The 24,075-nt window shown below is 60.0% G+C and carries 25 protein-coding genes; 17 read left to right on the top strand and 8 right to left on the bottom strand.

Annotation, left to right across the window (positions count from 1 at the left end; genetic code table 11):
- Position 1: 1 nt before the first annotated feature.
- From uraD to ACQZ6F_RS09785, 5 genes are all read left to right on the top strand, one after another.
- Positions 2–499, top strand: coding sequence for a 2-oxo-4-hydroxy-4-carboxy-5-ureidoimidazoline decarboxylase (gene uraD / locus ACQZ6F_RS09805; protein WP_449091944.1), 498 nt, complete (start codon positions 2–4; stop codon positions 497–499).
- 105 nt (positions 500–604) lie between these two features.
- Positions 605–931, top strand: coding sequence for a HepT-like ribonuclease domain-containing protein (locus tag ACQZ6F_RS09800; RefSeq protein ID WP_449096329.1), 327 nt, complete (start codon positions 605–607; stop codon positions 929–931).
- Between the two features lie 7 nt (positions 932–938).
- Positions 939–1,439, top strand: a complete 501-nt coding sequence (locus ACQZ6F_RS09795; RefSeq protein WP_449091946.1) for an ureidoglycolate lyase — start codon at positions 939–941, stop codon at positions 1,437–1,439.
- Positions 1,436–1,792 (top strand): hydroxyisourate hydrolase, encoded by a 357-nt coding sequence (gene uraH / locus ACQZ6F_RS09790; RefSeq protein WP_449091947.1) that lies wholly within the window; start codon positions 1,436–1,438, stop codon positions 1,790–1,792. Before ACQZ6F_RS09795 ends, uraH begins: the two co-directional genes overlap by 4 nt.
- Positions 1,793–1,795: 3 nt before the next feature.
- On the top strand, positions 1,796–2,536 hold the full coding sequence (locus ACQZ6F_RS09785; protein WP_449091948.1) for a metallophosphoesterase family protein: 741 nt from the start codon (positions 1,796–1,798) through the stop codon (positions 2,534–2,536).
- Here the strand turns inward: ACQZ6F_RS09785 and ACQZ6F_RS09780 are convergent.
- From ACQZ6F_RS09780 to ACQZ6F_RS09765, 4 genes are all read right to left on the bottom strand, one after another.
- A complete protein-coding gene (locus ACQZ6F_RS09780; RefSeq protein WP_449091949.1) occupies positions 2,533–3,672 on the bottom strand; it encodes an alpha-hydroxy acid oxidase in 1,140 nt (379 codons plus the stop codon). The two genes, ACQZ6F_RS09785 and ACQZ6F_RS09780, sit on opposite strands and share 4 nt — an antisense overlap.
- Before the next feature lie 41 nt (positions 3,673–3,713).
- Positions 3,714–5,021 carry a guanine deaminase gene (gene guaD, locus ACQZ6F_RS09775; protein WP_449091950.1) on the bottom strand — a complete coding sequence of 436 codons (1,308 nt, stop codon included), beginning with the start codon at positions 5,019–5,021 and terminating at the stop codon, positions 3,714–3,716.
- On the bottom strand, positions 5,018–6,256 hold the full coding sequence (locus ACQZ6F_RS09770) for a urate hydroxylase PuuD (RefSeq protein ID WP_449091951.1): 1,239 nt from the start codon (positions 6,254–6,256) through the stop codon (positions 5,018–5,020). Before ACQZ6F_RS09770 ends, guaD begins: the two co-directional genes overlap by 4 nt.
- Before the next feature lie 115 nt (positions 6,257–6,371).
- Complete coding sequence (locus ACQZ6F_RS09765) at positions 6,372–7,289, bottom strand: LysR substrate-binding domain-containing protein (RefSeq protein WP_267549919.1); 918 nt, start codon at positions 7,287–7,289, stop codon at positions 6,372–6,374.
- An 81-nt stretch (positions 7,290–7,370) separates the two neighbouring features.
- Here ACQZ6F_RS09765 and ACQZ6F_RS09760 point away from each other — a divergent pair, with 81 nt between their 5' ends.
- Positions 7,371–7,574: a hypothetical protein gene (locus ACQZ6F_RS09760; protein WP_449091952.1), complete on the top strand. Its 204-nt coding sequence runs from the start codon at positions 7,371–7,373 to the stop codon at positions 7,572–7,574.
- Between the two features lie 338 nt (positions 7,575–7,912).
- Here the strand turns inward: ACQZ6F_RS09760 and xdhB are convergent, their stop codons facing one another.
- The 3 genes from xdhB to ACQZ6F_RS09745 all read right to left on the bottom strand — a co-directional run bounded on the left by xdhB (position 7,913) and on the right by ACQZ6F_RS09745 (position 12,574).
- Positions 7,913–10,252 (bottom strand): xanthine dehydrogenase molybdopterin binding subunit, encoded by a 2,340-nt coding sequence (gene xdhB, locus ACQZ6F_RS09755; RefSeq protein ID WP_449091953.1) that lies wholly within the window; start codon positions 10,250–10,252, stop codon positions 7,913–7,915.
- Between the two features lie 3 nt (positions 10,253–10,255).
- On the bottom strand, positions 10,256–11,725 hold the full coding sequence (gene xdhA, locus ACQZ6F_RS09750; RefSeq protein WP_449091954.1) for a xanthine dehydrogenase small subunit: 1,470 nt from the start codon (positions 11,723–11,725) through the stop codon (positions 10,256–10,258).
- A gap of 72 nt (positions 11,726–11,797) precedes the next feature.
- Positions 11,798–12,574: a 3-hydroxybutyrate dehydrogenase gene (locus tag ACQZ6F_RS09745; protein ID WP_449091955.1), complete on the bottom strand. Its 777-nt coding sequence runs from the start codon at positions 12,572–12,574 to the stop codon at positions 11,798–11,800.
- Positions 12,575–12,807: 233 nt separating this feature from the next.
- On the opposite strand from ACQZ6F_RS09745, the gene glpK reads away from it, so the two are divergent.
- The 10 genes from glpK (at position 12,808) to map (ending at position 21,638) form a co-directional block, all read left to right on the top strand.
- On the top strand, positions 12,808–14,304 hold the full coding sequence (gene glpK / locus ACQZ6F_RS09740) for a glycerol kinase GlpK (protein ID WP_449091956.1): 1,497 nt from the start codon (positions 12,808–12,810) through the stop codon (positions 14,302–14,304).
- Between the two features lie 165 nt (positions 14,305–14,469).
- The gene (locus ACQZ6F_RS09735) at positions 14,470–15,279 is read left to right on the top strand and encodes a membrane-anchored protein (protein ID WP_449091957.1); all 810 of its coding nucleotides are present in this window, start codon (positions 14,470–14,472) and stop codon (positions 15,277–15,279) included.
- Positions 15,280–15,337: 58 nt separating this feature from the next.
- Entirely contained in the window at positions 15,338–16,285 is a 948-nt protein-coding gene (locus ACQZ6F_RS09730; RefSeq protein WP_449091958.1) for a S66 peptidase family protein, read from the top strand.
- 135 nt (positions 16,286–16,420) lie between these two features.
- Entirely contained in the window at positions 16,421–17,464 is a 1,044-nt protein-coding gene (locus ACQZ6F_RS09725) for a serine hydrolase domain-containing protein (protein WP_449091959.1), read from the top strand.
- A 70-nt stretch (positions 17,465–17,534) separates the two neighbouring features.
- A complete protein-coding gene (locus ACQZ6F_RS09720) occupies positions 17,535–17,909 on the top strand; it encodes a YciI family protein (RefSeq protein ID WP_077471854.1) in 375 nt (124 codons plus the stop codon).
- Positions 17,906–19,162, top strand: a complete 1,257-nt coding sequence (locus ACQZ6F_RS09715) for an RNA polymerase sigma factor (RefSeq protein WP_449091960.1) — start codon at positions 17,906–17,908, stop codon at positions 19,160–19,162. Before ACQZ6F_RS09720 ends, ACQZ6F_RS09715 begins: the two co-directional genes overlap by 4 nt.
- 99 nt (positions 19,163–19,261) lie before the next feature.
- Positions 19,262–19,732: an SRPBCC family protein gene (locus tag ACQZ6F_RS09710; protein WP_077471852.1), complete on the top strand. Its 471-nt coding sequence runs from the start codon at positions 19,262–19,264 to the stop codon at positions 19,730–19,732.
- A gap of 30 nt (positions 19,733–19,762) precedes the next feature.
- Positions 19,763–20,191, top strand: coding sequence for a DoxX family protein (locus tag ACQZ6F_RS09705; RefSeq protein ID WP_449091961.1), 429 nt, complete (start codon positions 19,763–19,765; stop codon positions 20,189–20,191).
- A 53-nt stretch (positions 20,192–20,244) separates the two neighbouring features.
- Complete coding sequence (locus ACQZ6F_RS09700; RefSeq protein WP_449091962.1) at positions 20,245–20,757, top strand: GNAT family N-acetyltransferase; 513 nt, start codon at positions 20,245–20,247, stop codon at positions 20,755–20,757.
- Between the two features lie 128 nt (positions 20,758–20,885).
- A complete protein-coding gene (gene map, locus ACQZ6F_RS09695; RefSeq protein WP_077471849.1) occupies positions 20,886–21,638 on the top strand; it encodes a type I methionyl aminopeptidase in 753 nt (250 codons plus the stop codon).
- Positions 21,639–21,647: 9 nt separating this feature from the next.
- Here map and ACQZ6F_RS09690 read toward each other — a convergent pair whose 3' ends face one another.
- The gene (locus ACQZ6F_RS09690) at positions 21,648–22,232 is read right to left on the bottom strand and encodes a PadR family transcriptional regulator (protein WP_449091963.1); all 585 of its coding nucleotides are present in this window, start codon (positions 22,230–22,232) and stop codon (positions 21,648–21,650) included.
- A 424-nt stretch (positions 22,233–22,656) separates the two neighbouring features.
- Between ACQZ6F_RS09690 and sbmA the strand changes: the two genes are divergently transcribed.
- Positions 22,657–23,922, top strand: coding sequence for a peptide antibiotic transporter SbmA (sbmA, locus tag ACQZ6F_RS09685; protein WP_077471847.1), 1,266 nt, complete (start codon positions 22,657–22,659; stop codon positions 23,920–23,922).
- The last annotated feature ends 153 nt before the right edge of the window (positions 23,923–24,075 follow it).

The following is a 24,075-nucleotide window of genomic DNA, read 5'->3' as shown; positions in this document are numbered from 1 at the left end:
GATGGTATCGCGCGACGAATTTGTGAGCCGCTTCGGTGGCGTTTTCGAACATTCTCCCTTCATAGCCGAGCGCGCTTATGATGCCGGGGCCATTTTCGAGCCGTTGACATCCGGTGGTGTGCATGCGGGCCTGACGACGTCTTTCCGCGCGGCGAATGCGGATGAGCGGCTTGGCGTCCTGCGAGCTCATCCCGATCTGGCTGGCCGGCTGGCGATTGCCGGCGAGCTCACCGAGGACAGCCGCAAGGAGCAGGCCGGCGCCGGGCTCGACAGACTGAGCCCCACAGAACATGCCCGCTTCACGCAGCTGAACGCTACCTATGTAACCAAGTTCGGCTTTCCCTTCATTATTGCGGTGAAGGGTCTCGGCAAGGACGATATTCTGGCCGCTTTCGAGACGCGTGTTGGCAACGACCGCGAGGCGGAGTTTGCGACGGCAACGGCGCAGGTGGAGAAGATCGCCCTGTTGCGCCTGCAATCCCTGCTTCCGGAAAGCTGAGATGCAGAGAGTGCAGCCACTTTCAGCCCCTGTCGTGACTTGGTATCTGGCTGAAAGAGGGTGTGTGACATGAGTTTGGATCGGCTGGTTACCTATCTCGATCGCATGCAGCGGGCCGCGTCCGAAATCGGTTCGTTTCTGCACGGAATTGATCGAGATGCCTTTTTCGATGACCTCGAGAAACAACGCGCCGTCGGTATGAATCTGACGTTGCTGGGCGAAGCGGCCTTGCGCATTTCGGAGGAATATCCCGAATTTACCGTTGACCATCCGGATCTGCCTTGGCATGCGCTAGGCAACTTTCGGAATCGAATTGCGCAGGGCTATGTCGACATCGAGCTGACGGCTCTATGGGATATGGCGCGGACCTCAGTTCCGGACCTGCTCTCACTCCTGGACTCCATTCGCCATTGGCGAGCGGAAGGCGAATAATCATAGAATGACACAGCAACTGGACATTCGCCCCCTGACAAAGGCGGCATTCACACCATTCGGCGATGTGATCGAGGCCGATCCGACGACGATGCGGCTCATCAATGGCGGTACGACGGAGCGTTTTCACGCACTTGCCAGCGCCGAGGCCATCGGCGATGGGGCACGGGTGATCCTGAATATCTTTCGCGGCCAACCGCGCGCCTTTCCCTATGCGATCGAGATGATGGAGCATCACCCCTTCGGCAGCCAGGCCTTCGTGCCGCTCAACGGTCGGCCCTTCCTGGTGGTCGTTGCGCGGGATGAGGACGGCAAGCCGGGCAAGCCGGAGATCTTCCTGGCACGCGGCGATCAGGGCGTGAATTACCGCGCTAAAGTCTGGCATTATCCATTGATGGCGCTTGGCGAGCAGAGCGATTTTCTCGTCGTCGACCGCGACGGGCCGGGAAACAACCTAGTGGAATTCTTCTTCGATACCCCCTTCATCATCGGAGCACCAACGCTATGACCGGACTGACGACCCATGTGCTCGATACAGCCCTCGGCAAGCCGGCCGAAGGCCTGGTGATCGATCTTTTCAGGATCGAGGGGGATGCCCGTATCCATCTGAAGACGGTGACAACCAATTCGGACGGGCGCGTTGACGGCGGCCCTATCCTGATCGGCGACAGCTTCGTTGCCGGCACCTATGAACTGCTGTTCCGGGCTGGTGACTATCTGCGCGCAAGCGGTGCGAAGCTGACGGAGCCCGCCTTTCTCGATCTCGTGCCCATCCGCTTCGGCATTGCCGATACGACGGCGCATTATCATGTGCCGCTGCTTATCTCGGCCTATGGCTATTCCACCTATCGCGGGAGCTGAGATATGCGTTTTGCGGCGATTGCGGACATCCACGGCAATCATCTGGCGCTGGAGGCGGTGCTTGCGGATATCCGCCAGCAAGGCATCACCGAGATCGTCAATCTCGGCGATTGTTTCAGCGGGCCGCTCACGGCGGGAAAGACCGCCGATATCCTGCTGGGGCTCAACGCCGTGACGGTTCGCGGCAACCATGACCGCTACCTGATCGAGCAGGTGCCTGACGCGATGCATGCTTCGGACAGCGTCGCATATGCGGAATTGAACGAACGTCATCTCGATTGGCTGCGCAGCCTGCCGTTCAGCACCGTCTACCGCAATGAGGCCTATCTCTGCCACGCCACTCCGGCTGATGATAACGTCTATTGGCTCGAATCCGTCTCGCCGGACGGTCATGTCTGTTTGAAGCCGCTGGAAGAGATCGAAGCGTTGGTCGGTGGCGTCGAGTTTCCGTTGATCCTGTGCGGTCACAGCCATATTCCGCGTGCCGTTCGCCTTTCCGACGGGCGCCTGATCGTCAATCCCGGCAGCGTCGGGTGCCCGGCCTATGACGACGATCTGCCTTACCCTCACAAGGTGGAGGCCGGCCATCCCTTCGCCTGCTATGCGATCCTGGAAAAGCAGGGCGACGGCTGGCTGCCGGTCTTCCGGAATGTGGCTTATGACCATCAAGCCATGGCGGAGCTGGCGATGCAGAAGGGCCGAGCCGAATGGGCAAGCGGTCTGGCGACGGGCTGGTTGCGCTAGAGATCGGCGAGAATATCCCGTCCGACTGTCTTGATATCGCGCTTGCCGCAAAGCGCCATGGAAGTATCCAATTCCTTGCGGATGATTTCGAGCGCCAGCGTCACACCTTCCTTGCCCATGGCGCCGAGGCCGTAGAGGAAGGGGCGGCCGATGAAAGTGCCCTTGGCGCCGTAAGCGATAGCCTTGAGCACGTCCTGGCCCGAGCGGATGCCGCCGTCCATATGCACCTCGATCTTGTCGCCGACGGCGTCGACGATCCTTGGCAGCATGCTGATGGAGGAGTGAGCACCATCGAGCTGACGACCGCCATGGTTGGAAACAATGATGGCATCGGCGCCGGTATCGACAGCCGCTCTGGCATCCTCGGGGTCAAGAATACCCTTGATGACCAGCGGGCCGCCCCATTGCTCCTTGATCCAGGCGACATCGCTCCAGGAGAGCTTGGGATCGAACTGCGAATGCGTCCAATTCGACAGCGTCGTCATGTTGGAAATGTCCTTGGCATGACCGATGATGTTGCCGAAGGAATGGCGCTTCGTTTTCAGCATCTCCAGGCACCAGCGCGGCCTTGTCGCCATCTGCCAGACGTTTTTCGCCGTCATTTTCGGCGGGGCGGAGAGGCCGTTGCGGATGTCGTTGTGGCGCTGCCCGAGGATCTGCAGATCGGCCGTCAGTACCAGCGCCGAGCATTTTGCTGCCTTGGCGCGCTGGATCAGGTTCAGGACGAAATCGCGATCCTTCATCACATAGAGCTGGAACCAGAAGGGCTGTTTCGTCACCGAGGCGATGTCCTCGATCGAGCAGATGCTCATGGTCGAGAGCGTGAAGGGAATGCCGAATTCCTCGGCTGCGCGCGCCGCCAGCATCTCGCCATCGGCATGCTGCATGCCGGTGAGGCCGGTCGGCGCCAGCGCCACCGGCATGGAGGCCTTCTGGCCGACCATTGTGGTTGCCAGTGATCGGTCGGACATGTCGACGAGGACGCGCTGGCGCAGCTTGATCCTGGCGAAATCGGCCTCGTTCGCCTGATAAGTCGATTCCGTCCAGGACCCGGAATCGGCATATTGGAAAAACATCTTCGGCACGCGCCGCTTGGCGATCTGTTTCAGTTCGGCAATGGTAAGCGGCGCGGTCATGGCTGTCTGCCTTCTCGGTGGTTGTGTTGCGTCTTGTCGCCTTATTGCAGGATCGATTTCATCGGTTTCCCTGCGACATAGGTTTCAAAGATAGCGCGGTCGTCGCCCATCGTCTGCAGCAGGAACAGTTCTTCGGTGAGGTTCTTCACCACCTCCATCTTCAGCGCCATGGCCGGCGTGGCGGCGGCGTTGAGGATGATGAGGTCTGCCTCCGTGCCGGTGTCCAGCGTGCCGATCTTGTCGACAAGGGAGAGGGCCTCGGCATTGCCGCGGGTCATGTAGTAATAGCTTTCCAGCGGGTTCAGGCGCTCGCCGAGGAGCTGCTGGATCTTGTAGGCCTCATCCATGGTTCTGAGCATGGAATAGCTGGAGCCGCCGCCGATATCGGTGGCGACGCCGATACGAACGGGCTTTTCACGGCGTGCCAGCGCCTTCAGCGGGAAGAGACCGGAGCCGAGGAAGAGGTTCGAGGTCGGGCAATGCACGGCGACCGCGCCGGCCTCGCTCATGGCATCGGCCTCGCGCTCGGAGAGATGAATTGCATGACCGAACAGGCTCTTGGAGCCAAGTAGCCCGTAGCGGGCGTAGATATCAGTATAGTCGATCGCTTCCGGGTAGAGCTCGCAGGTGAAGGCGATCTCGTCGTGGTTCTCGGACAGATGGGTCTGAATGTGCAGATCCGGGAATTCCCGGGCAAGCGCGGCCGTCGCCTCCATCTGCGCCGGCGTCGAGGTAATGGCGAAGCGCGGCGTGATGGCAACATGGTTGCGGCCTTTGCCGTGCCAGTCAGCGATCACCTGGCGTGTCTCGTCATAGCCCATTTCAGGCGTATCGAGCAGGCCCTGCGGCGCGTGACGATCCATCATCACCTTGCCGCCGACCATGCGCATGTTGCGGCGCATAGCCTCGGAGAAGAAGGCGTCGGCGGAGGTCTTGTGCACCGAGCAATAGGCAACGGCCGTCGTCGTGCCATGGCGGATCAGCTCGTCATAGAAATGCGTGGCGATGCGCTCGGCGTGCGCGCTTTCGACGAAGCGGCATTCCTCGGGGAAGGTGTAGGTGTTCAGCCATTCCAGCAGATTGGCAGCGTAGGAGGCGATCACCTGCATCTGCGGGAAATGCAGGTGCATGTCGATGAATCCGGGAAGAATCAGATGCGGGCGGTGGTCGATTTCGGTGACGTTTTCCGGTGCCTGCGCCTTGATATCGGCATAGGGGCCGGTCGCGACGATGATGCCGTTCTCGATCAGCAGGCCGCCGTCGCTTTCGTAAGCGTAGCTATCCGTATCATCGAGGCTTTGCGGCAGGCGCTTGAAGGACAGCAGGCGGCCGCGCAGAAGGGTGGTCATTGGCTCTTTTCTCCGATGGAGCTTTCGAACCAGGCGACCAGCAATTTGCGCTCCTCGGGCGTCACCTCGGTGACGTTGCCCGGAGGCATGGCATGGCTGCGGCCGGCCTGGATATAGATCTCCCGGGCATGCATAGCGATTTCCGCGTCATTTTCCAGCATGACGTCCTTCGGCGGCCGGACAATTCCCTCATAGACGGGCTCGGCCGCATGGCACATGGAACAGCGTGTCGAGACCATCTGCTTGACGGCCGGGAAATGCGCGTCCGAGGCGAATTGCTGGAAGGCGGGCGCGACCGCATTGGCATCCTTCTCGCCGGTCAGCACCTTCGGAACGGTCGAAAGCCACATGATGACGATGAAGATGACGAGCGTGACGATCCAGGTCCAGGTCGGGCGGCCCTTGCGGGCATGCGTCGTGTTGAACCAATGACGGATGGTGACGCCCATCAGGAACACCAATGCTGCGATCACCCAGTTATAGGCCGTGCCGAAGGCCAGGGGATAATGGTTCGACAGCATGAAGAAGATGACGGGCAGCGTCAGGTAGTTGTTGTGCAGCGAGCGCTGCTTGGCGATGCGGCCGTATTTCGGGTCCGGCGTGCGGCCGGCGATCAGGTCGGCGACGACCACCTTCTGGTTGGGGATGATGATCATGAAGACGTTGGCGGACATGATCGTCGCGGTGAAAGCACCTAGATGCAGGAAGGCGGCGCGGCCGGTGAAGAGATGCGTATAGCCCCAGGCCATGAAGACCAGCACGGCGTAAAGCACCGCCATAAGGCCCCAGGTATTGTTGCCGAGCGGCGATTTGCAGAGCAGATCATAAACAATCCAGCCGCCGGCGAGCGAGGCAAGCGAGATCAGGATGGCAACGGGGACGCTCACGTCGAGCACATGCCGGTCGATGAGAAAGAGATTGGCGCCGCCATAATAGACGATGCACATCATCAGGAAGCCGGACAGCCAGGTGAAATAGCTCTCGTATTTGAACCAGGTCAGATGCTCCGGCATCTGTGCCGGGGCCACGAGATATTTCTGGATATGATAGAAGCCGCCGCCGTGAACCTGCCACTCCTCGCCATAGGCTCCGGGCGGAAGGTGCGGGCGCTTCACCAGCCCGAGATCGAGCGCGATGAAATAGAAGGACGAACCGATCCAGGCAATTGCGGTTATGACGTGGAACCAGCGGGCGGCAAAAGCCAGCCATTCCCACGCTATGGCATACTCATACATGCGGTTCCCCTTCTTCTCTTTCGACTCGACACCTTGCAAAATGTTGAGGTCGGATGGAAGCGGAGAGTTTGATAGGCGAGCCAAAAGCAGCGGTCTTGGCGAGCGCCTGGCCGCATTATTCCAGGGGGCGGCCGAATTCGGCAAGGAGCCAGTCCCTGAAGGCTCGGATGCGCGGTGTATGACGCCTGTTTTCCGGGTAGGCGACCCAGTAGTCCGCTCCGTCGGTCGAGAGGATATTGAAAGGCTGGATCAATCGACCGGAGGCAAGCTCTTCCGCATAGAATTCGGGTGTGAGAACGGCGACACCCTGACCGGCCAGGGCAGCACTTGCCTCGAAGGATTGCGCACCCAGCCTGCTTCGCGGCCTGCCCTGAAGGCCGGGGTCAGTAACGCCGGCATCCTGGAACCATGTAACCCACCAGGGATCGCCGGCATCGATGATGCGCAGCTTCAGCAGATCAGCCGGTTCGTGCACGCCGCCGATCGTCTCAGCCAGCGCCGGGCTCAGCATGGGGGTGAAGGTCATTTTCATCAGCAGATGCGACCGCAGGCCGGGCCATGTGCCCAAGCCGGCGCGGACGGCGATGTCGGACGGTTCACGGGCAAAATCGATGATCGAGCCTGAGGTCGACAGTCGAACGGCGATTTTGGGATGCTTGAGCTGAAACGAGCCGAGATGGCGGGCAAGCCATTGGGAGGCAAAGGTCGGCGTCGAATGGATGAGAAGCGTGGTCTCGGCGTCGCCGCTGATCGAGGCCATGGCATCCTGCAGCATGCCAAAGGCTTCGGCCACTTTTGGCGCCAGTTGCTCCCCGGTCTCGGTCAGTTCGATCTGCCTCGGGCGGCGCAGGAACAACGGCTCGCCCACGGTCTCCTCAAGCAGCTTGATCTGATAGCTGACGGCCGTCTGCGTCATGCCCAGCTCGTCGCCGGCGCGGGTGAAACTGCCGAGCCTGGCGGCGGCTTCGAAGACGCGGAGGGCATTCAAAGGGAAGCGTTTCGACAGCTTCATGGATAAGTTCTCTTTATGCATCCAGGCGATAGTTCGATTGGAATTTCAGCATTTTTGGCAGCAAAGTGCAATTCACATCGTTGATTGAATTGAGGTGTTGTCATGGACTGTTATGCTGTGGAACGAATGGAAGTGGCCAAGCCTTCAGGCTTCGCACGGGTTCTGGAATCGTTGGCGCAGGTCTTCGCCAGGCATGCCGAGCCATCCTCGCGTCTGGATCTTGAAGACATACCGGACCGGGTGAAACGCGATCTGGGTTTCCTGGATGGACGCGAGCCGCATTATGACGACGTTCGGTTGCGATAGGCTGAAGACGCTGTCGAAGGATCGGTGGCCGTCAGGGCGGCTATGACTTCCGAGCTTGTCAATGTTGGGGGCGTATACCCCCTCTGTCACTTTCGTGACATCTCCCCCACAAGGGGGGAGATTGGTAGCCCGTAGCCTCCACGAGTATCAAACGAATTGATTGCTCGTGGAAACAACGTTGCCATGTTTTGTCAGGTGGCGCGACAAACTCCCAATGATCTCCCCCCTTGTGGGGGAGATGTCACGACAGTGACAGAGGGGGGCTTGCTGCGGCAAACACGAGTTCGCTTTGTGGCTTCCGACTTTCTGCATGCCACTTTTGTCTGGCACGATAGCCATCACATGCCCTTCAGGCGCTCCACCGCCATCAGCACCCGTTCCGGCGTTGCCGGCGCGTCGAGGCGCGGGCAGACGCGATAATCCGCAACGCTCGCAACCGCCATCGATAATGCTTCAAGCACCGAGATCGGGAGCATGAAGGGCGGCTCACCCACAGCCTTGGAACGGCCAATGGTGGCTTCCGTGTTTTCGGACCATTCGGCAAGGCGTGTGTTGAAGATCTTCGGTCGGTCGGAGGCGAGCGGGATCTTGTAGGTGGAGGGCGCGTGCGTGCGCAGCCTTCCCTTGGCATCCCACCAGAGCTCCTCGGTCGTCAGCCAGCCCATGCCCTGCACGAAGGCGCCCTCAACCTGGCCGATATCGATCGCCGGATTGAGGGAACGGCCGACATCGTGGAGGATATCGGCGCGATCGATCAAATATTCGCCGGTCAGCGTGTCAATCGACACTTCCGAGCAGGCGGCTCCATAGGAGAAATAGTAGAAGGGCGTGCCGCGGCCGGCCTTGCGATCCCAATGGATCTTCGGCGTCTTGTAGAAGCCGGCGGCGGAGAGCTGCACGCGGGCGAAATAGGCCTGCTTGACGAAATCGGGGAAGGGGATTTCGGTGTCGCCGACCCGCACGCGGTTCGGCAGGAACTGCACCTCTTCGGCACCGACTCCCCACTTCTCGATGGCGAAGGCGACGAGCCGCTCCTTGATCTGGCGGGCGGCATCATAGGCGGCCATGCCGTTCAGGTCGGAGCCGGAGGAGGCGGCGGTTGCCGATGTGTTCGGCACCTTGCCAGTCGTCGTCGCAGTAATTTTCACCCGGTCGATATCGACCTGGAAGCTATCGGCTAGCACCTGCGCGACCTTCGTATAAAGGCCTTGGCCCATCTCGGTGCCACCGTGGTTCAGGTGAATGGAGCCATCCTGATAGACATGCACCAGCGCGCCCGCCTGGTTGAAGGCGGTCATGGTGAAGGAGATGCCGAATTTCACCGGTGTCAGCGCGATCCCCTTACGGATGAAGCGGCTGGAGCGGTTGAACTCGATGATGGCCTTGCGCCTTGCCTGATAATCGGCGGATTCTTCCAGCTCATCGACGATGCGATTGATGATGTTGTCGGTGACTTCCTGATGATAGGGCGTGAGCGTCCGGCCGGAACCGGGCTGGCCGTAGAAGTTGGCGCGGCGGATTTCCAGCGGGTCCTTGCCGAGCGCATAGGCGATCTCTTCGATCATGCGCTCGCCGCCGACCATGCCTTGCGGGCCGCCGAAGCCGCGAAAGGCCGTGTTGGAGACGGTATGCGTCTTCAGCGGCTTCGATGTCAGGTGCACATGCGGATAGAAATAGCTCGAATCCGCATGGAACAACGCGCGGTCGGTGACCGGGCCGGATAGGTCGGAGGAGAAGCCGCAGCGCGCGGCATAGGTGGCGTCGACCGCATGGATGCGGCCGTCATCGTCGAAGCCGACTTCGTAATCCACCAGAAAGTCGTGGCGCTTGCCGGTGGCGCTCATATCCTCGTCGCGGTCGGGCCGGAACTTGACGGCGCGGCCGAGCTTCTTGGCGGCGACGGCGGCCAGAGCCGCAAACTGATTGCCCTGCGTTTCCTTGCCGCCGAAACCGCCGCCCATGCGGCGCACGACGACCGTGACGGCATTGGACGGAATATCCAGAACATGGCCGACAATATGCTGGATTTCGCTCGGATGCTGGGTGGACGACCAGACGGTGACTTCATCGTCCTCGCCGGGGATCGCCATGGCGATATGGCTTTCGAGATAGAAGTGCTCCTGGCCGCCGATGCGCATCTGTGCCTTGATGCGGTGCTTGGCGTTGGCCATTTCGGTTTCGGGCTCGCCGCGCTTCAGCGTCATCGGCTCGTAGACGAGCGGTGCGCCATTGGCGAGCGCGCCATCGATATCGCTCCAATGCGTGAGGTCGCGGTAGTCGATCTTGGCGAGGCGAGCGGCGCGACGGGCCGCATCGCGCGTTTCGGCGATGACGGCGAAGATCGGCTGGCCGTGAAACTCGACCTTGGTCTCGGCGAGCAACGGCTCGTCATGCATGCCGTTGGAGCTGGTGTCGTTGACGCCGGGAACGTCGGCGCCGGTAAAGACCCAGACGACGCCGGGATAGGCTTTCACGGCCGAAAGATCGATGGAGACGAGTTCTGCATGGGCGCGGTCCGAGAGGCCAAGCGCACCATGCAGCAAACCTGTCGGTTCAGGAATATCGTCGATATAGTCGGCAGCTCCGGTCACGTGCTTATGGGCTGAATCATGCTTCAGCGATCCATGCATCGAGCCGTTGATGACAACCTTGCGTTCTTCGAAAGCGGATTTATCCATGGTTCAAGCCTCCGCCGTTGCGAAGCGTTTCAGCTCCTGCGGCGCACCGGATGTCTCCAGATAAAAGCGGAGAAGCAGGTTCTTGGCGGTCAGCCGCCGATATTCGGCGGTGGCGCGCCAATCGGTCAACGGCTTGTAATCGGCATCGAAGGCGGGGCGAACGGCCGTGACGGTCTCTTCCGCCCAGGGCTTGCCAATCAGCTCGGCCTCGACGGTGCGGGCGCGCTTCGGGGTCGCGGCCATGCCGCCGAAGGCGATGCGGATATCGGCGACGTTGCCGGCATCATCGAGCACCAGATGGAAGGCGCCGAGCACGGCCGTAATATCCTCGTCGCGGCGCTTGGTGATCTTGTAGACGGCAAAATGCACATCGTCGGCGGGGTAGGGCACGAAGATGCTTTCGACGAATTCACCGGGATTGCGATCCTGCTTACCGTAGTCGATGAAGAAATCTTCGAGCAACAGGCTGCGCGTCCCGGCCACCGAGCGCAGCCTGACGGTTGCGCCAAGGGCGATCAATGGCGGCGGGGAATCGCCGATCGGCGAGCCATTGGCGATATTGCCGCCGATGGTGCCCATGTTGCGCACCTGCTCGCCGCCGATGCGGTTGATCAAGCCTGAAAGCGCAGGGATCTTCTCGCCGATGGCAGCAAAGGCGCGGCTATAGGTGACGCCGGCGCCGATGGTCAGGCCGTCATCTTCGATAGTGATCCTCTGCAGCTCGCTCAAATGATTGATGAAAACCACCGGGTTGAGCGTACGCATCTGCTTGGTGACCCAGAGGCCGACGTCTGTGGAGCCGGCGACCACGGTTGCCTTCGGCTCGTCCGCAAGCACCTGCGCCAGGGCTGAAACCGAGCCGGGTACGATCAGGCGATCCTCGCCTTCGGTTACGGTAATGGTGTCGTGGCTCTGCATCGGCCAGAGGCGTGCGATGATATCGGCCCTGGTTTTCTCAATCGGATCGAAGAGGGCGCTTGGCCGCTTCTCGCTGACCAGTTCGGCCGCCTTGACGATGGGCTCGTAGCCGGTGCATCGACAGAGATTACCCTGGAGCGATTTCTCGATCTGAGCCCGGCTCGGCTTTTCGGTCGAGAGCCAGAGGCCGTAGAGCGACATGATGAAGCCCGGCGTACAGAAACCGCATTGAGAGCCATGGCAATCGACCATGGCTTGCTGCACCGGATGCAGGGTGCCGTTCTGGGCAGCCAGATGTTCGACAGTGACGACGTGGGTCGCATGCAGCGAGCCGACGAAGCGGATGCAGGCGTTGACCGACTCATAGTGAAGCCCGCCGTCGATCAACCGTCCAACCAGCACCGTACAGGCGCCGCAGTCGCCTTCCGCGCATCCCTCCTTCGTTCCCGTCAGGCGGCGCTTCAGGCGCAGGAAATCGAGCAGCGTCTCGGTGGGGCGCAGATTGGAGAGCGTAATATCCTCGCCGTTGAGGATAAAGCGGATGCTGTCGTTCATATCGTTCCCGAATTCTCTGTCGTTGGCCGGGGCCGGAAGCGCCTGTGCGAAGCCGGCCCTAACCGTCTATCGTTATGCCGCGGTCCAGCCACCGTCAATCGAGACGTGTGTTCCGGTGACCTGACGTGCCTCGTCACTGGCGAGATAGAGCGACAAGGCGCCGATCTCTTCGGCCTTGACGAATTCATGCGTCGGCTGGGCCTTGAGGATGACTTCGGTCTTGACCTGTTCCTCGGTCATCCCGCGCGCCTTGGCCGTGTCCGGTATCTGCTTTTCGACAAGCGGGGTCAGCACGTAGCCGGGGCAGATGGCATTCACCGTGACGCCGAACTCGGCAAGCTCGAGCGCTGCCGTCTTGGTCAGGCCCAATATACCATGCTTTGCCGCGACATAGGCGGATTTGAAGGGCGAGGCGACGAGGGCATGAGCCGAAGCGATGTTGATGATGCGGCCGTATTTCCTAGCCTTCATCAATGGAATGGAGGCGCGGATCGTGTGAAAGGAGCTGGACAGGTTGATCGCAATGATCTGGTCCCACTTCTCGATCGGAAAGTCCTCGATCTTCTCGACATGCTGGACGCCGGCATTGTTGACGAGGACATCGACGCTGCCGAAGGTCGAATTGGCTGTGGCGATCAGGTCGGCGATCTCCGCGGGCTTTGTCATGTCGGCCGGATGATAGATCACCTTGCCGCCGCTGGAGGCTTCAAGCCTGGTCTTGATCGCATCGATTTCCTCGGGCTTTCCGAAGCCGTTGATGACGACGTTATCGCCCTTGGCGGCGAAGGCGGTGGCGATGGCAAGGCCGATACCGCTCGTGGAACCGGTGACGACAACTGTTCTAGCCATGATCTTCTCCCTGTACAGCGCAGCGTCTTGCTGCAACGCAAAAGTGGCTTGAGCCTAGTCCCAAACCCGCAGATATGGCAATCGCATTGACGCTAGATCCTTTTGTGAGGCTGTTGACCACGATGGTGGGAACGGGGAAGCGGTTGTTCGATGAAAAATTTCGTTTTGCTTTCTTTTCACATTCGTTTTGCTCGCGTATCTGTTGATTGGGACGCAACAGTCGGGAGGAATGCATGAGCGGCTATGTCTTGGCGATCGACCAGGGAACGACGTCAACGCGGGCCATCGTTTTCGATGGCAAGATGAAGGTTGCCGGTGTCGGGCAGAAGGAGTTCACCCAGCATTATCCGAAACCGGGCTGGGTCGAGCATGATCCCGAGGAGATCTGGTCATCGGTCCTCTTCACCGTTCGCAAGGCCATCGAGGCCGCCGGCATAACGGCCAAGGATATCGCCGCACTCGGCATCACCAACCAGCGCGAGACCGTGGTCGTCTGGGATCGCGAGACGGGCAAGCCGATCCACAATGCCATCGTCTGGCAGGATCGCCGCACGGCAAGCTATTGCGAGAAGCTGAAACGGCAGAACCTGGAAAAGCTCTTTACCCGCCATACGGGCTTGCTGCTCGACCCGTATTTTTCCGGCACGAAGCTCTCCTGGCTGCTGACCAACGTGAAGGGCGCTCGTGCGCGCGCCGCCAAGGGCGAGCTCTGCTTCGGTACCATCGACACTTTCCTGATCTGGCGGCTGACCGGCGGCAAGAGCTTCGTCACCGATGCGACCAATGCCTCGCGGACGCTGATGTACAATATCGGCAGCAATGAATGGGATGAAGAGCTGCTCGATATCCTGCGCGTGCCGGCTGCGATGCTGCCAGATGTGAAGGATTGCGCTGCCGATTTCGGCATCACCGATCCCTCGCTCTTCGATGCCGCGATCCCGATCCTCGGCGTTGCCGGCGACCAGCAGGCGGCGACCATCGGCCAGGCCTGCTTCGAGCGCGGCATGATGAAATCCACCTATGGCACCGGTTGCTTTGCGCTGCTGAATACCGGCGCCGATATGGTGCGCTCCAGGAACCGGCTGCTGACCACCATCGCCTATCGTCTGGACGGCGAAACGACCTACGCGCTGGAAGGCTCGATCTTCATCGCGGGTGCGGCCGTGCAATGGCTCCGCGATGGGCTGAAGACGATCCAGCGCGCCTCCGATTCCGGCGAACTGGCTGCTAAGGCCGACCCGCTGCAGGAGGTCTATCTCGTGCCGGCTTTCACCGGTCTCGGTGCGCCCTATTGGGACCCGGATGCGCGTGGCGCGATCTTCGGGCTGACGCGCAACAGCGGGCCTGAGGAAATCGTCCGGGCGGCGCTGGAAGCGGTGTGCTACCAATCACGTGACCTTCTGGACGCCATGCACAAGGATTGGCGCAACGGCGACGGAGAGGGCACGGTGCTGCGTGTCGATGGCGGCATGGTGGCGTCGGACTGGACGATGCAGCGGCTGGCCGATCTGCTCGATGCTCCGGTCGATCGGCCGAAGATCCTGGAAACCACGGCTCTTGGCGCAGCGTGGCTGGCGGGCAGCCGTGCTGGTGTTTGGCCGGATCGTGATGGTTTTGCCAAGGCCTGGGCGCGTGACCGGAGGTTCGAGCCCGACATGGATGCCAAGGCCAGAAATGCAAAGCTGAAGGGCTGGAAAAACGCTGTGTCGCGCACCTTGAGCACACGGTAAAGCTGCTGACGGCCAGGCCTGCCTCACCTTGGGTTATATTTTGTAAAGTTTCTTTATTTTGCTTATATGAGGAGAGGCAGCGATACTTATCTCGTCAAACGTTCGGAACGGAATGTTTCGAATCACGTTTCACCGGCTCGACCCTGGGAGATGACAAGGCGGATAATGGCTGCTCAATTTAGCGAACTGAAGAAGCATATATACAGGCAGGTCAAATATCATCTGACGCGACCAAAGCCGCCCGTGCTGGCAGAGCCCTTCAACGGGCCCGTTCTCGTCGTCGGATCGGCGCCGGTGTCGAACAAGCCTGCGGATTTCGACCAGACCTTCCGGGTGATTACCATCAATGGTTCGCAGGTGGTCACGAAGGCATGGGGGATAGAAGCCCCAGATGTCACGCTTGTTCAGTTCAATCAGATCGAGGGCAAGAACACCAATGCCGTCGAAGTACGCCGTGTGCTGAACGGCGAACGCACCAGGATGCTTTATGTCCTGCTCTGGCGGGAGGAATTCAAACGCCTCGAAGACGGGTTAAAGGCCTTCAACTACGGCTATGACCGGCTTCAGATCGTTGACCGCTACAGGCGCATGGCGCTTCTCGACCGTGTCGGTGGAGTGAAATGCAGCGAGCTCGGTGCCGACGACAAATGCTCGAATGGCATCAATGCCGTTCTTTTTGCCCTCTATAACGGTGCCAGCGCGGTCATCATTACCGGCATCAACCCGGATTCCGGTGGCCATGTCTACAATCAGGAAAACCTGACCCGGCTGCATGTCCGCAAGGATCGCGAAGTGCTCGAGCGGCTGATGGAGCGCGGCTATCCGGTCTTCACGACCGACCCCGCCGTGTCGCAGTCGGTCGGTCTGCCATTATGGGAAGGCAAGACGAAAGCCGCACAGCTATCCGAGGCTTATGCCAACGCCGTGCGATCCCCTTCGAAAGAGGCTAGCATCCTAAACCCGTCGCTTGGTTGACGATCTAGCCATCTATCCAAGGCTGACGCCTGTCATCATTCCATGCCAAGATCGCGGCATGGAATCATTGAATCATGAAACCGCCGATCGGATTGTGACGCCGCCGCCATTGCGGCCGGGAGACAAGATCCGCTTTGTCTCTCCCGCCAGCCCGCCCGACAGGGATAGGGTCCTCCGGCACGCCGAAATACTGAAGGGCTGGGGGCTGCGCGTCGATTTCGGCGAGCATGTTTTTTGCAAGCACGATTATCTCGCCGGAACCGACGAAGAGCGGTTGGCGGATCTGGATGGCGCGCTTCGCGATCCCGAGGTTCGGGCGGTCTTCACCACGCGCGGCGGCAAGGGATCATACCGAATTGCCGACCGGCTGGATTTTGCGGCCGCTCGTCGCGATCCAAAGTTCCTTATCGGTTTCAGCGATATCACCGCGTTGCATCTCAGCTTCCTGAAACATAGTGGCCTGATCGGCATTCATGGCGCCCTTTTCGCCGGCCCCGGGGAGGAGGATGTTAGTCCTGAGACCATCGGCGCGCTTCGCCGGGCACTGATGACGACGGAGGATATCATTGTCCAATCCCGCGCCGAGGAGCCGACATCCGCACTGACCACAAGCGGAACCGCGACTGGCCGGCTTATAGGCGGCAACCTCGACATGGTGGCGACGGCAGCCGGCTGGGCATTGCCGGATTTGCATGGGGCGATCCTGCTGCTGGAAGCGGTCAGTCTTTATCGCGGGCAGGTGGATCGGCAAATGACCATGCTGCGCAAGGGCGGGCATCTCGACGGCCTGGCAGGCGTCGCCATTGGCCAGTTTACCGATTTCGAATTCGACCTCCGCTTCTCGGTCATCGATATCCTGCGCGAACATCTTGATGTGCTCGGCGTGCCGGTCCTTGGCGGTTTGCCGCTGGGGCATGGGCGCAGCCCCGTCAGTGCCTTGATCGGAGCCGTTGCGGAACTGAATGCGGAAACGGGGACATTGACGATCCGGCGTGGGGGCATCTAGCTCCTTGGTTTCGCGCATCGCGAAAGGGAATGCATGCGCCCTGATGTCGCAGAAACTTGCCGGGCGAGCTTCAGCCGCCGAAAAGACTTATTCGCCCGGAAATTCGATGGCGATGTGTGACACAGGGCATCGGCTATGCGTTTCATCTGGTTGCTATTGGTTGGACTGCTATCGACGCCGGCTTTGGCGCAAACCGTGCCTTTGGCCGAATGGGCGCATGTTTCTCCTGAGGCATCCGGATGGTCGGCGCCGAAATTGGCCGAGGCGAAGGCCTTCGCCGACGGGCACGATGTCAGTGCCGTCATGGTGGTCCAGCATGGGGCTGTCGTTGCCGAATGGGGAGATACGAGCAAGCCGATGGAGCTGGCTTCCATCCGCAAGAGCCTGCTTAACTCCCTGATCGGGATCGCAGTCGGGCGTCATCAGATCGATCCTGGCAGCACGCTTCAGCAATTGGGTATAGACGACAAGCCGCCGTCGCTGTCCGATCAGGAGAAGCAGGCGACGGTCCGGATGCTTCTCGAGGCGCGATCGGGCATTTATCATCCGGCGCTCTATGAGACCGAGGCGATGGCCGCGCGGCGGCCGCAGCGCTTCAGCCATGCGCCGGGGACGTTCTGGTACTACAACAACTGGGATTTCAACGCCCTCGGCACGATCTACGAGAAGGCGACCGGCGCCTCCATCTACGATGCATTCGAGGATGAGATCGCCCGGAAAATCGGGATGCAGGATTACGACCCGCATGCGCAGCACAAGGTCCGCGGGCGCGCATCGATCCATCCCGCCTATACGTTCCGGATGAGCACGCGGGATCTTGCCCGCTTCGCTCTCCTCTTTCTCGATGGCGGGCGCTGGAACGGGCAGGAGATCGTGCCCCAGCAATGGGTGCGGGCAAGCACCACGCCCTATTCGAACGCCGATCATGGGTTCGGATACGGGTATCTCTGGTGGACCGCCAACCGGCCGTCGTCAGGCACCGATGCGAGCGCAAATGCATTTCGCCTTCCGACGGGCGCGTATTTCGCCTGGGGTGCGGGCGGCCAATATGCCTTCGTCATCCCGCAGGACGACCTGGTCATTGTCGAGCGCACTGATCGCGATTTGCCGCTGAAGTCGCCCCGGCTGCATGAGGTCGCCAATTTGATTGACCTCCTCCGTCAAGCCGAGCACTCCTGACCGTAATTTTTTGACGCGGTCTGTCGGAGCTGATGCTATTCCTTCGTCTTTATCAGAGAAGGAGGTCCTGATGCTCTACGCAATCCTATGCTACAACGACGAAGATACGGTGTTTGCCTGGTCCAAGGAGCAGGAGGATGCGACGATGGCGCGGTTGATCGCCGTGCAGACGCCCCTCGCCGAGGCCGGCAAATTAGGCCCGGTGGCACGTTTGATGCCGACGACAGCGGCGACGACGCTGCGCAAGGGCAAGAACGAGCCGCTGGTCATCGATGGCCCCTTCGCCGAGACCAAAGAGCAGCTGCTGGGCTTCTACGTCATCGACTTTGAAACGCTCGACGAAGCGATTGAATTCTCAAAACAATTGGCTGAGGCTAATCCGGGTGCCGGCTCCTACGAGATCCGCCCGCTCTACGTGTTCAGGCCAGGGACGGTTGCCACATGACGGATATTGCCTGGATCGACATCGCGCTGACCAACGCCCGGCCGCAGGTGCTGGGCGCTCTGCTGCGCTACTTCCGCAATCTCGACATCGCCGAAGAGGCCTTTCAGGAGGCCTGCCTCAGGGCCTTGAAGACCTGGCCCGACAAGGGGCCGCCCCGCGACCCGATTGCGTGGCTGATTTTCGTCGGCCGCAACAGCGGTATCGATGCGACGCGCAAGCAGGCGAGGATGCAGAGCCTGCCGGACGAGGAGGCGATTTCCGATACAGGCGATGCCGAGAGCGACCTTGCCGAACGGCTCGATGGTTCCGGCTACCGTGACGATATTCTCCGGCTGCTGTTCATCTGCTGCCATCCGGATCTGCCCGCGACCCAGCAGATTGCGCTTGCGCTGCGCATCGTGTCTGGTCTTTCGGTGCAACAGATCGCCCGCGCGTTCCTGGTGAGCGACAGCGCGATGGAGCAGCGCATCACACGCGCCAAGGCGCGCGTGGCCGCCGCCGGTGTGGCATTCGAAACGCCGGGCGCCGTGGAGCGGAGCGAGCGGCTGGCGCTCGTCAGCGCCATGATCTACCTGATCTACAATGAGGGTTACTCTGCCGGAGGGATGCATCGCGAGGCGGCCGCCTTTTCGGATGAGGCTATCCGGCTCGGCCGGCTGCTGCTTCGCATCTTCCCCGGCGAGCCGGAAACCATGGCGCTGCTGGCGCTGATGCTGCTGCAACAATCGCGCAAGGCGGCGCGCTTCGATGCGGATGGGCAGATCATTCTGCTGGAAGAACAGGACCGCAAGCTTTGGGACCGGACATCGATCGATGAGGCACTGGCTCTGCTCGACAAGGCGATCCGCCATCGCCGGCCCGGCCCCTATCAGGTGCAGGCGGCCATTGCCGCGCTGCATTCGCGGGCCAAACGCGCTGCAGATACGGACTGGGCGGAGATCGAGCTGCTCTATCAGGTGCTGGAAAGACTGACGCCGTCTCCAGTCGTCACGCTCAACCGCGCGGTCGCGGTCTCCAAGCTGAAAGGTCCGGAGGAGGCGCTGGCGCTGATCGCACCTCTTGAAGCGCAGCTCGACAGCTATTTCTATTTTCATGGGCTGAGAGGCGGCCTGCTGATGCAGCTCGCCCGTCCGCAGGAGGCGCGCGTTGCCTTCGACAAGGCCATCGCGCTTGCCCGCTCCCCGGCGGAAGCGGCTCATATCCGGCATCAGCTCGATTGCCTGAATGCGGATGCCATTGCGATTGTAAAATAATCACAAATTTTGTTTTCCGGATGTCGGGAAGGCATCTCTTCCCACGTCCTTGGGGCATAGGCCGAACGGGCCGCGTCAAACCAGAGAGAGGACCAGGATATGACTGAAAAGAGCCAGCGCCACGAGCTTTCGCTGACCCGCATCATCGACGCGCCGCGCGCGAAGATTTTTCGTTGCTGGACGGAAACGGAGCTGTTGAAGCAGTGGTTTGCACCGCTGCCATGGACGATATCTGCTGCCAGCATCGATCTGCGCGCAGGCGGCTCAAGCTCGATCACCATGCGCAGCCCCGAAGGCGAGGACTATCCGGGCAATGGCGTCTATCTGGAGGTCGTTTCGAACGAACGGATCGTCTTCACAGATGCCTTCACCAGCGCCTGGGTGCCATCGGCGAAGCCTTTCATGGTGGTGACGATCCAGCTTGACGATCTTGGTGAGGGCAAGACGCGTTACACCGCAACCGTCCTGCACTGGACGGCCGAAGACCGCGAAGCGCACGAGAAGATGGGCTTCCATCAAGGATGGGCACAATGTGCCGACCAGCTTGCCGCATTGGCGGCAAAGATCTGAATTTCTGATTCAATTCCGGGGGATACTGAAATGTCTTATGCAGTCGATTCATCTGTACCGTCAGTCACGCGCACGCAACGCGTTGTCGGCATGATCCTTAGTGGCCTGCTCATTGCCTTCCTCGTCTTCGACGGGGTGATCAAGCTCATCCCGCTTGCAGTTGTCACGGAGACGATGGCGGGGCTTGGCTACTCAGCCGATCCGGCGCTTGCGCGACTGCTTGGCGTGATCACGCTTGGCTGCGCAATCCTCTATGCCATTCCGAGGACTTCGGTCCTGGGCGCAATCCTGCTCACTGGCCTTCTTGGCGGGGCGATCGCGACGCATCTGCGGATCGGCAGCCCGCTTTTCTCGCATGTGCTGTTCGGTGTCTATCTCGGATTGATGGCCTGGGGCGGGCTTTATCTTCGGTATGAAGCGGTTCGGAAAATGATTCCGTTCTTCCAGCGAAGCTTTTGATTTCGGATTCGATTTGCTAAGGCTCGCTCCCTCGAACAAGGGTGGAGCGAGCCATGCCGCAAGTGATTATCGCACCAGTCAGGCAGTCGGACGCGGACGAACTGATCGCCGCCAATATGGCCAGCCGCGCCTATCATGCGCCCTGGGCCCATCCCTTTCTTGATCGTGACGGCTTCGATGCATGGTTCGGACAGACAATCACCGGGCCAAATATCGGGTTCGTCGCTCGTGACGCCGGTTCGGGCGGTATCATTGGTGTCATCAATATCAGCCAGATCGTCTGGGGCGACTTTCGCAGTGCCTTTCTCGGCTATCACGGCATGGCTGGCTTTGCCGGGCAGGGCTTCATGACCGAGGCATTGCGGCTGGCCGTGGCGCATGCTTTCGATGCCGTTGGCCTGCATCGGCTAGAAGCGAATATCCAGCCAGCAAATCTTCCTTCAATCGCGCTGGTGAAGCGGCTCGGCTTTCGTAAGGAAGGGTTTTCGCCGAAATATCTGAAGATCGGCGGCGTCTGGTGCGATCATGAGCGATGGGCGCTGCTTGTCGACGATCCACGTCTTTGATCCATCTTACGAAGGCGAAAGTCACGCCGGCCGTCAGAAAGGCATTGACTGAACCGAGTGAAGAGGCGAAAGCCAGATTTTAACCTCTCAAGGCAATGACGAGAGCGCGAGACTGCCGGAAGCCGCAAATGATCATCTCGAACGACGACGAACTGACCAAGCTCAAAGAGATTGGCCGCATCTGCGCCAATGCTTTGCATGCCATGGCGGCAGCCCTTGAACCTGGTATCACCACGCTCGAGCTCGATGCCATCGGCCGCAAGGTGCTGGAGGATGCCGGCGCGCAGTCCGCGCCGGAGCTCGTCTACAAGTTTCCCGGCGCGACCTGCATCAGCGTCAACGAGGAAGTTGCCCACGGCATTCCCGGTCCTCGTGTGATCAAGGCCGGAGATCTGGTCAATCTCGATGTTTCAGCCGAAAAGGACGGGTTCTTTTCCGATACAGGCGCGTCTTTTGCAGTGCCGCCCGTCAAGCCGAAGATTGAACGCCTCTGCCGGGATGGCAAGCGGGCGCTCTGGGTGGGCCTTAATCAGGTGCGCAGCGGCGCTCCGCTTTCCAGGATCGGCCATGCCGTCGGCGCGTTCGCGCAAAAGAACCGCTATACTTTGATCGCCAATCTCGCCAGCCATGGCATCGGCCGTTCGCTGCACGAAGAGCCCGCCGAGGTTTCTACCTGGGCGGACCCTGATGAGACGCGGATCATGGAAGACGGCCTGGTTTTCACCGTTGAGCCGTTCCTGTCGCTGGGCGGCACCTGGGCGGAGGGCGGCGACGATGCCTGGACGCTTTATGCCGATCCGCAGGCGCCGACGGTTCAGTTCGAACATACGATCGTCACCACCCGAAACGGGCCAGTCGTCCTGACCTTGCCGGACAAGTGACGTTCCGGCTCAGTCGTTGGCCTTCGGCTCTTCCGAGGTCTTCGTTTCGCCGCGGATGATATCGGCGGCTGCCCGCTCAAGGATTGCCGCGATGCGGGCACCCTCGGCCTTGTCCCACGGAAATTTCGACCGCAGCGCAGAGCGCAGCAGGTGGCGGGCACGATGGACGTCGCCGGCGCCATGCCGATCGAACGGGCTGTCGCGGCCGTCTTCGTCCTGACCGTCGAAGACCTCGCGGACGCGAGCCATCTTCTCGCCGATGGCGGCAAGCTTGGTGAAGGTCGCTTCCACCAGTTCGCTGTTATCGTCGACGCGCTTCCGGCCGCTTTCCGTGATGCGGTAGAGCTTCTTTGTGCCGCTCGCCTCGACTTCGGCCTGGCCGGTTTCTTCGAGATAGGTGAGGGCTGGGTAGATGACGCCCGGGCTCGGCACGTAGAAGCCGCCGGAGCGCTCTTCGAAAGTCTTGATCAGCTCATAGCCATGGCGCGGCTGCTCTGCGAGCAGGGCAAGGATGATGAGCTGCAGATCGGCTGCGTCGAACTTGCGCCCGGTGCGAAAACCGCCGCCGAACATGCCGCCCTTGAAGCCTCTCATGAAGTCTCTCCTATGCTCACCGCGCGATTCACGGCCTCGACCATGTCGTAGGATATATGCCTCGACCATGTCAAAGCCATCGCCGCAGATGCGGTCTCTAAAACCTCTCATATCGTTTCTCCTTGTGAAGTGTGAGGGTTTGTATCGTTAGTCATGTCGTAAGATATATATCGTAAGATAATCTCTGACAAGATGCGGCGATGTTTTTTTGATTGAGCCGGCGGTGGAGGGCTTGGGAGAGAGTTAAATGCCTGGCCGAGGTGGAACGCTCAGCTGAACAATCGCATCACGATCAAGGGATAAGCGATTACATCTATGTAAGAATGCGGCACTGCCGGTTGCCGCACTTTGCGAACTGCCCTAGGCTCGCCCCAAATCGACGTCATTGCGGTCGTTCGAACCCGATCAAGAAAGCTTACTTCTCGTGTTTCACTCCTTCTTCCCTCAGCCGAAATTGTTTTTCACCTCAATGGTAGTCTGGGCGCTGCTCTGCATTGCAGCCTGGTATATCGCCGTCTCCGATCTGGGAACGCATCTGGGTTTCATCATGCCGCCGGAAGGGCAGCAGCCATATGATCTGAGCTATTTTCTTCTGTGGGGGAATCTCTGGTTTTATGCGTTCTTCCTGCTGTGCATTGCCCTCTTCTGCGGGACTTGGCACATCCGTGCGTGGGACAATCCATGGAAGCTCTGGTCGATCTGGGGCTCCGCCTTCATCATTTTCGTCACTTTTTTCGGTGTGCAGATATCGGTGGTAATCAACAATTGGCGCCGGCCATTTGGTGACACGCTACAGAACGCTTTGGCGAAGCAGGCGAACGTGACGGTCGGAGATTTCTATGGCCTGATGCTGACCTTCGTTCAGATCGTCTTTCTCAGCATCTTTGTCTCGATCCTGACGGATTTCTTCACCAGCCACTATATTTTCCGGTGGCGTACGGCGATGAACAATTTCTACATGTCGAAATGGGAGAAGCTGCGTCATATCGAAGGAGCGTCCCAGCGCGTGCAAGAAGACACGATGCGGTTTTCGACTGTGCTTGAGGGTTTGGGCATCAGCCTCATAAACTCAGTGATGACGCTGATTGTATTCCTGCCGATATTGCTTGCGCTTTCGACCTATGTCACCGAATTGCCGATCATCGGCAAGATTCCCCATTCGCTCTTCTGGCTGGCGCTCTTCTGGTCTATCTTCGGTACCGTGTTACTGGCGGTTGCCGGTATCAAGCTGCCCGGCTTGAACTTCAAGAACCAGCGCGTCGAAGCTGCGTATCGTAAGGAGCTTGTTTATGGTGAAGATCATGAGGATCGAGCGCAGCCAGCAACCGTAAACGAGCTTTTTGCGAACGTTCGGCGGAACTATTTCCGCATCTACTTCCACTATCTCTATTTCAACGTTGCTCGCTATTTCTACCTACAAGCTGACGTCCTGTTCGTAACCTTCATGCTGGTTCCGACTATCGTTGCCGGTGTTATCACCTATGGTATATTCCAGCAGATTTCGACCGCCTTCGGTCAGGTCAGCAATTCCTTCCAGTATCTCGTCAACTCCTGGACGACGATTATTGAGCTACTGTCGATTCATAAGCGCCTGAAAACATTTGAAGCTGCGATCGGTGACGAGCCGCTGCCATCGATTGATCAGCATTATCTGGATCGCGAAGCGGGCGTTATACACACTGACGGTTGACGAAAAAGGCCCCGGAAACGGGGCCTTTTTCAATGATGCCAATGGCAGAAGAGCAACAGTCTGTTGGGTTGGTAGAGGTGCCAAGAGACCTTCGTTGGCGGCACATCGGCCCTTCGCTTTCTCATGGTGTCCGTCGCTGCGGTAGACGCGCCG

The sequence above is a fragment of the Rhizobium sp. A22-96 genome (genome assembly GCF_053521805.1).
This window is presented reverse-complemented; position numbering and strand designations above follow the sequence as displayed.

Excerpts from the sequence above, each read along its gene's own strand:
- ACQZ6F_RS09710 (WP_077471852.1), top strand. The coding sequence starts at position 19,262 with ATGACTGAAAAGAGCCAGCGCCACGAGCTTTCGCTGACCCGCATCATC.
- ACQZ6F_RS09725 (WP_449091959.1), top strand. The coding sequence starts at position 16,421 with ATGCGTTTCATCTGGTTGCTATTGGTTGGACTGCTATCGACGCCGGCT.
- uraH (WP_449091947.1), top strand. The coding sequence starts at position 1,436 with ATGACCGGACTGACGACCCATGTGCTCGATACAGCCCTCGGCAAGCCG.
- ACQZ6F_RS09735 (WP_449091957.1), top strand. The coding sequence starts at position 14,470 with ATGGCTGCTCAATTTAGCGAACTGAAGAAGCATATATACAGGCAGGTC.
- ACQZ6F_RS09720 (WP_077471854.1), top strand. The coding sequence starts at position 17,535 with ATGCTCTACGCAATCCTATGCTACAACGACGAAGATACGGTGTTTGCC.
- ACQZ6F_RS09730 (WP_449091958.1), top strand. The coding sequence starts at position 15,338 with ATGGAATCATTGAATCATGAAACCGCCGATCGGATTGTGACGCCGCCG.
- map (WP_077471849.1), top strand. The coding sequence starts at position 20,886 with ATGATCATCTCGAACGACGACGAACTGACCAAGCTCAAAGAGATTGGC.
- ACQZ6F_RS09765 (WP_267549919.1), bottom strand. The coding sequence starts at position 7,289 with ATGCATAAAGAGAACTTATCCATGAAGCTGTCGAAACGCTTCCCTTTG.
- ACQZ6F_RS09770 (WP_449091951.1), bottom strand. The coding sequence starts at position 6,256 with ATGTATGAGTATGCCATAGCGTGGGAATGGCTGGCTTTTGCCGCCCGC.
- ACQZ6F_RS09745 (WP_449091955.1), bottom strand. The coding sequence starts at position 12,574 with ATGGCTAGAACAGTTGTCGTCACCGGTTCCACGAGCGGTATCGGCCTT.
- guaD (WP_449091950.1), bottom strand. The coding sequence starts at position 5,021 with ATGACCACCCTTCTGCGCGGCCGCCTGCTGTCCTTCAAGCGCCTGCCG.
- ACQZ6F_RS09690 (WP_449091963.1), bottom strand. The coding sequence starts at position 22,232 with ATGAGAGGCTTCAAGGGCGGCATGTTCGGCGGCGGTTTTCGCACCGGG.
- glpK (WP_449091956.1), top strand. The coding sequence starts at position 12,808 with ATGAGCGGCTATGTCTTGGCGATCGACCAGGGAACGACGTCAACGCGG.
- ACQZ6F_RS09785 (WP_449091948.1), top strand. The coding sequence starts at position 1,796 with ATGCGTTTTGCGGCGATTGCGGACATCCACGGCAATCATCTGGCGCTG.
- ACQZ6F_RS09715 (WP_449091960.1), top strand. The coding sequence starts at position 17,906 with ATGACGGATATTGCCTGGATCGACATCGCGCTGACCAACGCCCGGCCG.
- xdhB (WP_449091953.1), bottom strand. The coding sequence starts at position 10,252 with ATGGATAAATCCGCTTTCGAAGAACGCAAGGTTGTCATCAACGGCTCG.
- ACQZ6F_RS09800 (WP_449096329.1), top strand. The coding sequence starts at position 605 with ATGCAGCGGGCCGCGTCCGAAATCGGTTCGTTTCTGCACGGAATTGAT.
- xdhA (WP_449091954.1), bottom strand. The coding sequence starts at position 11,725 with ATGAACGACAGCATCCGCTTTATCCTCAACGGCGAGGATATTACGCTC.
- ACQZ6F_RS09760 (WP_449091952.1), top strand. The coding sequence starts at position 7,371 with ATGGACTGTTATGCTGTGGAACGAATGGAAGTGGCCAAGCCTTCAGGC.
- ACQZ6F_RS09780 (WP_449091949.1), bottom strand. The coding sequence starts at position 3,672 with ATGACCGCGCCGCTTACCATTGCCGAACTGAAACAGATCGCCAAGCGG.
- ACQZ6F_RS09795 (WP_449091946.1), top strand. The coding sequence starts at position 939 with ATGACACAGCAACTGGACATTCGCCCCCTGACAAAGGCGGCATTCACA.
- ACQZ6F_RS09705 (WP_449091961.1), top strand. The coding sequence starts at position 19,763 with ATGTCTTATGCAGTCGATTCATCTGTACCGTCAGTCACGCGCACGCAA.
- uraD (WP_449091944.1), top strand. The coding sequence starts at position 2 with ATGGTATCGCGCGACGAATTTGTGAGCCGCTTCGGTGGCGTTTTCGAA.
- ACQZ6F_RS09700 (WP_449091962.1), top strand. The coding sequence starts at position 20,245 with ATGCCGCAAGTGATTATCGCACCAGTCAGGCAGTCGGACGCGGACGAA.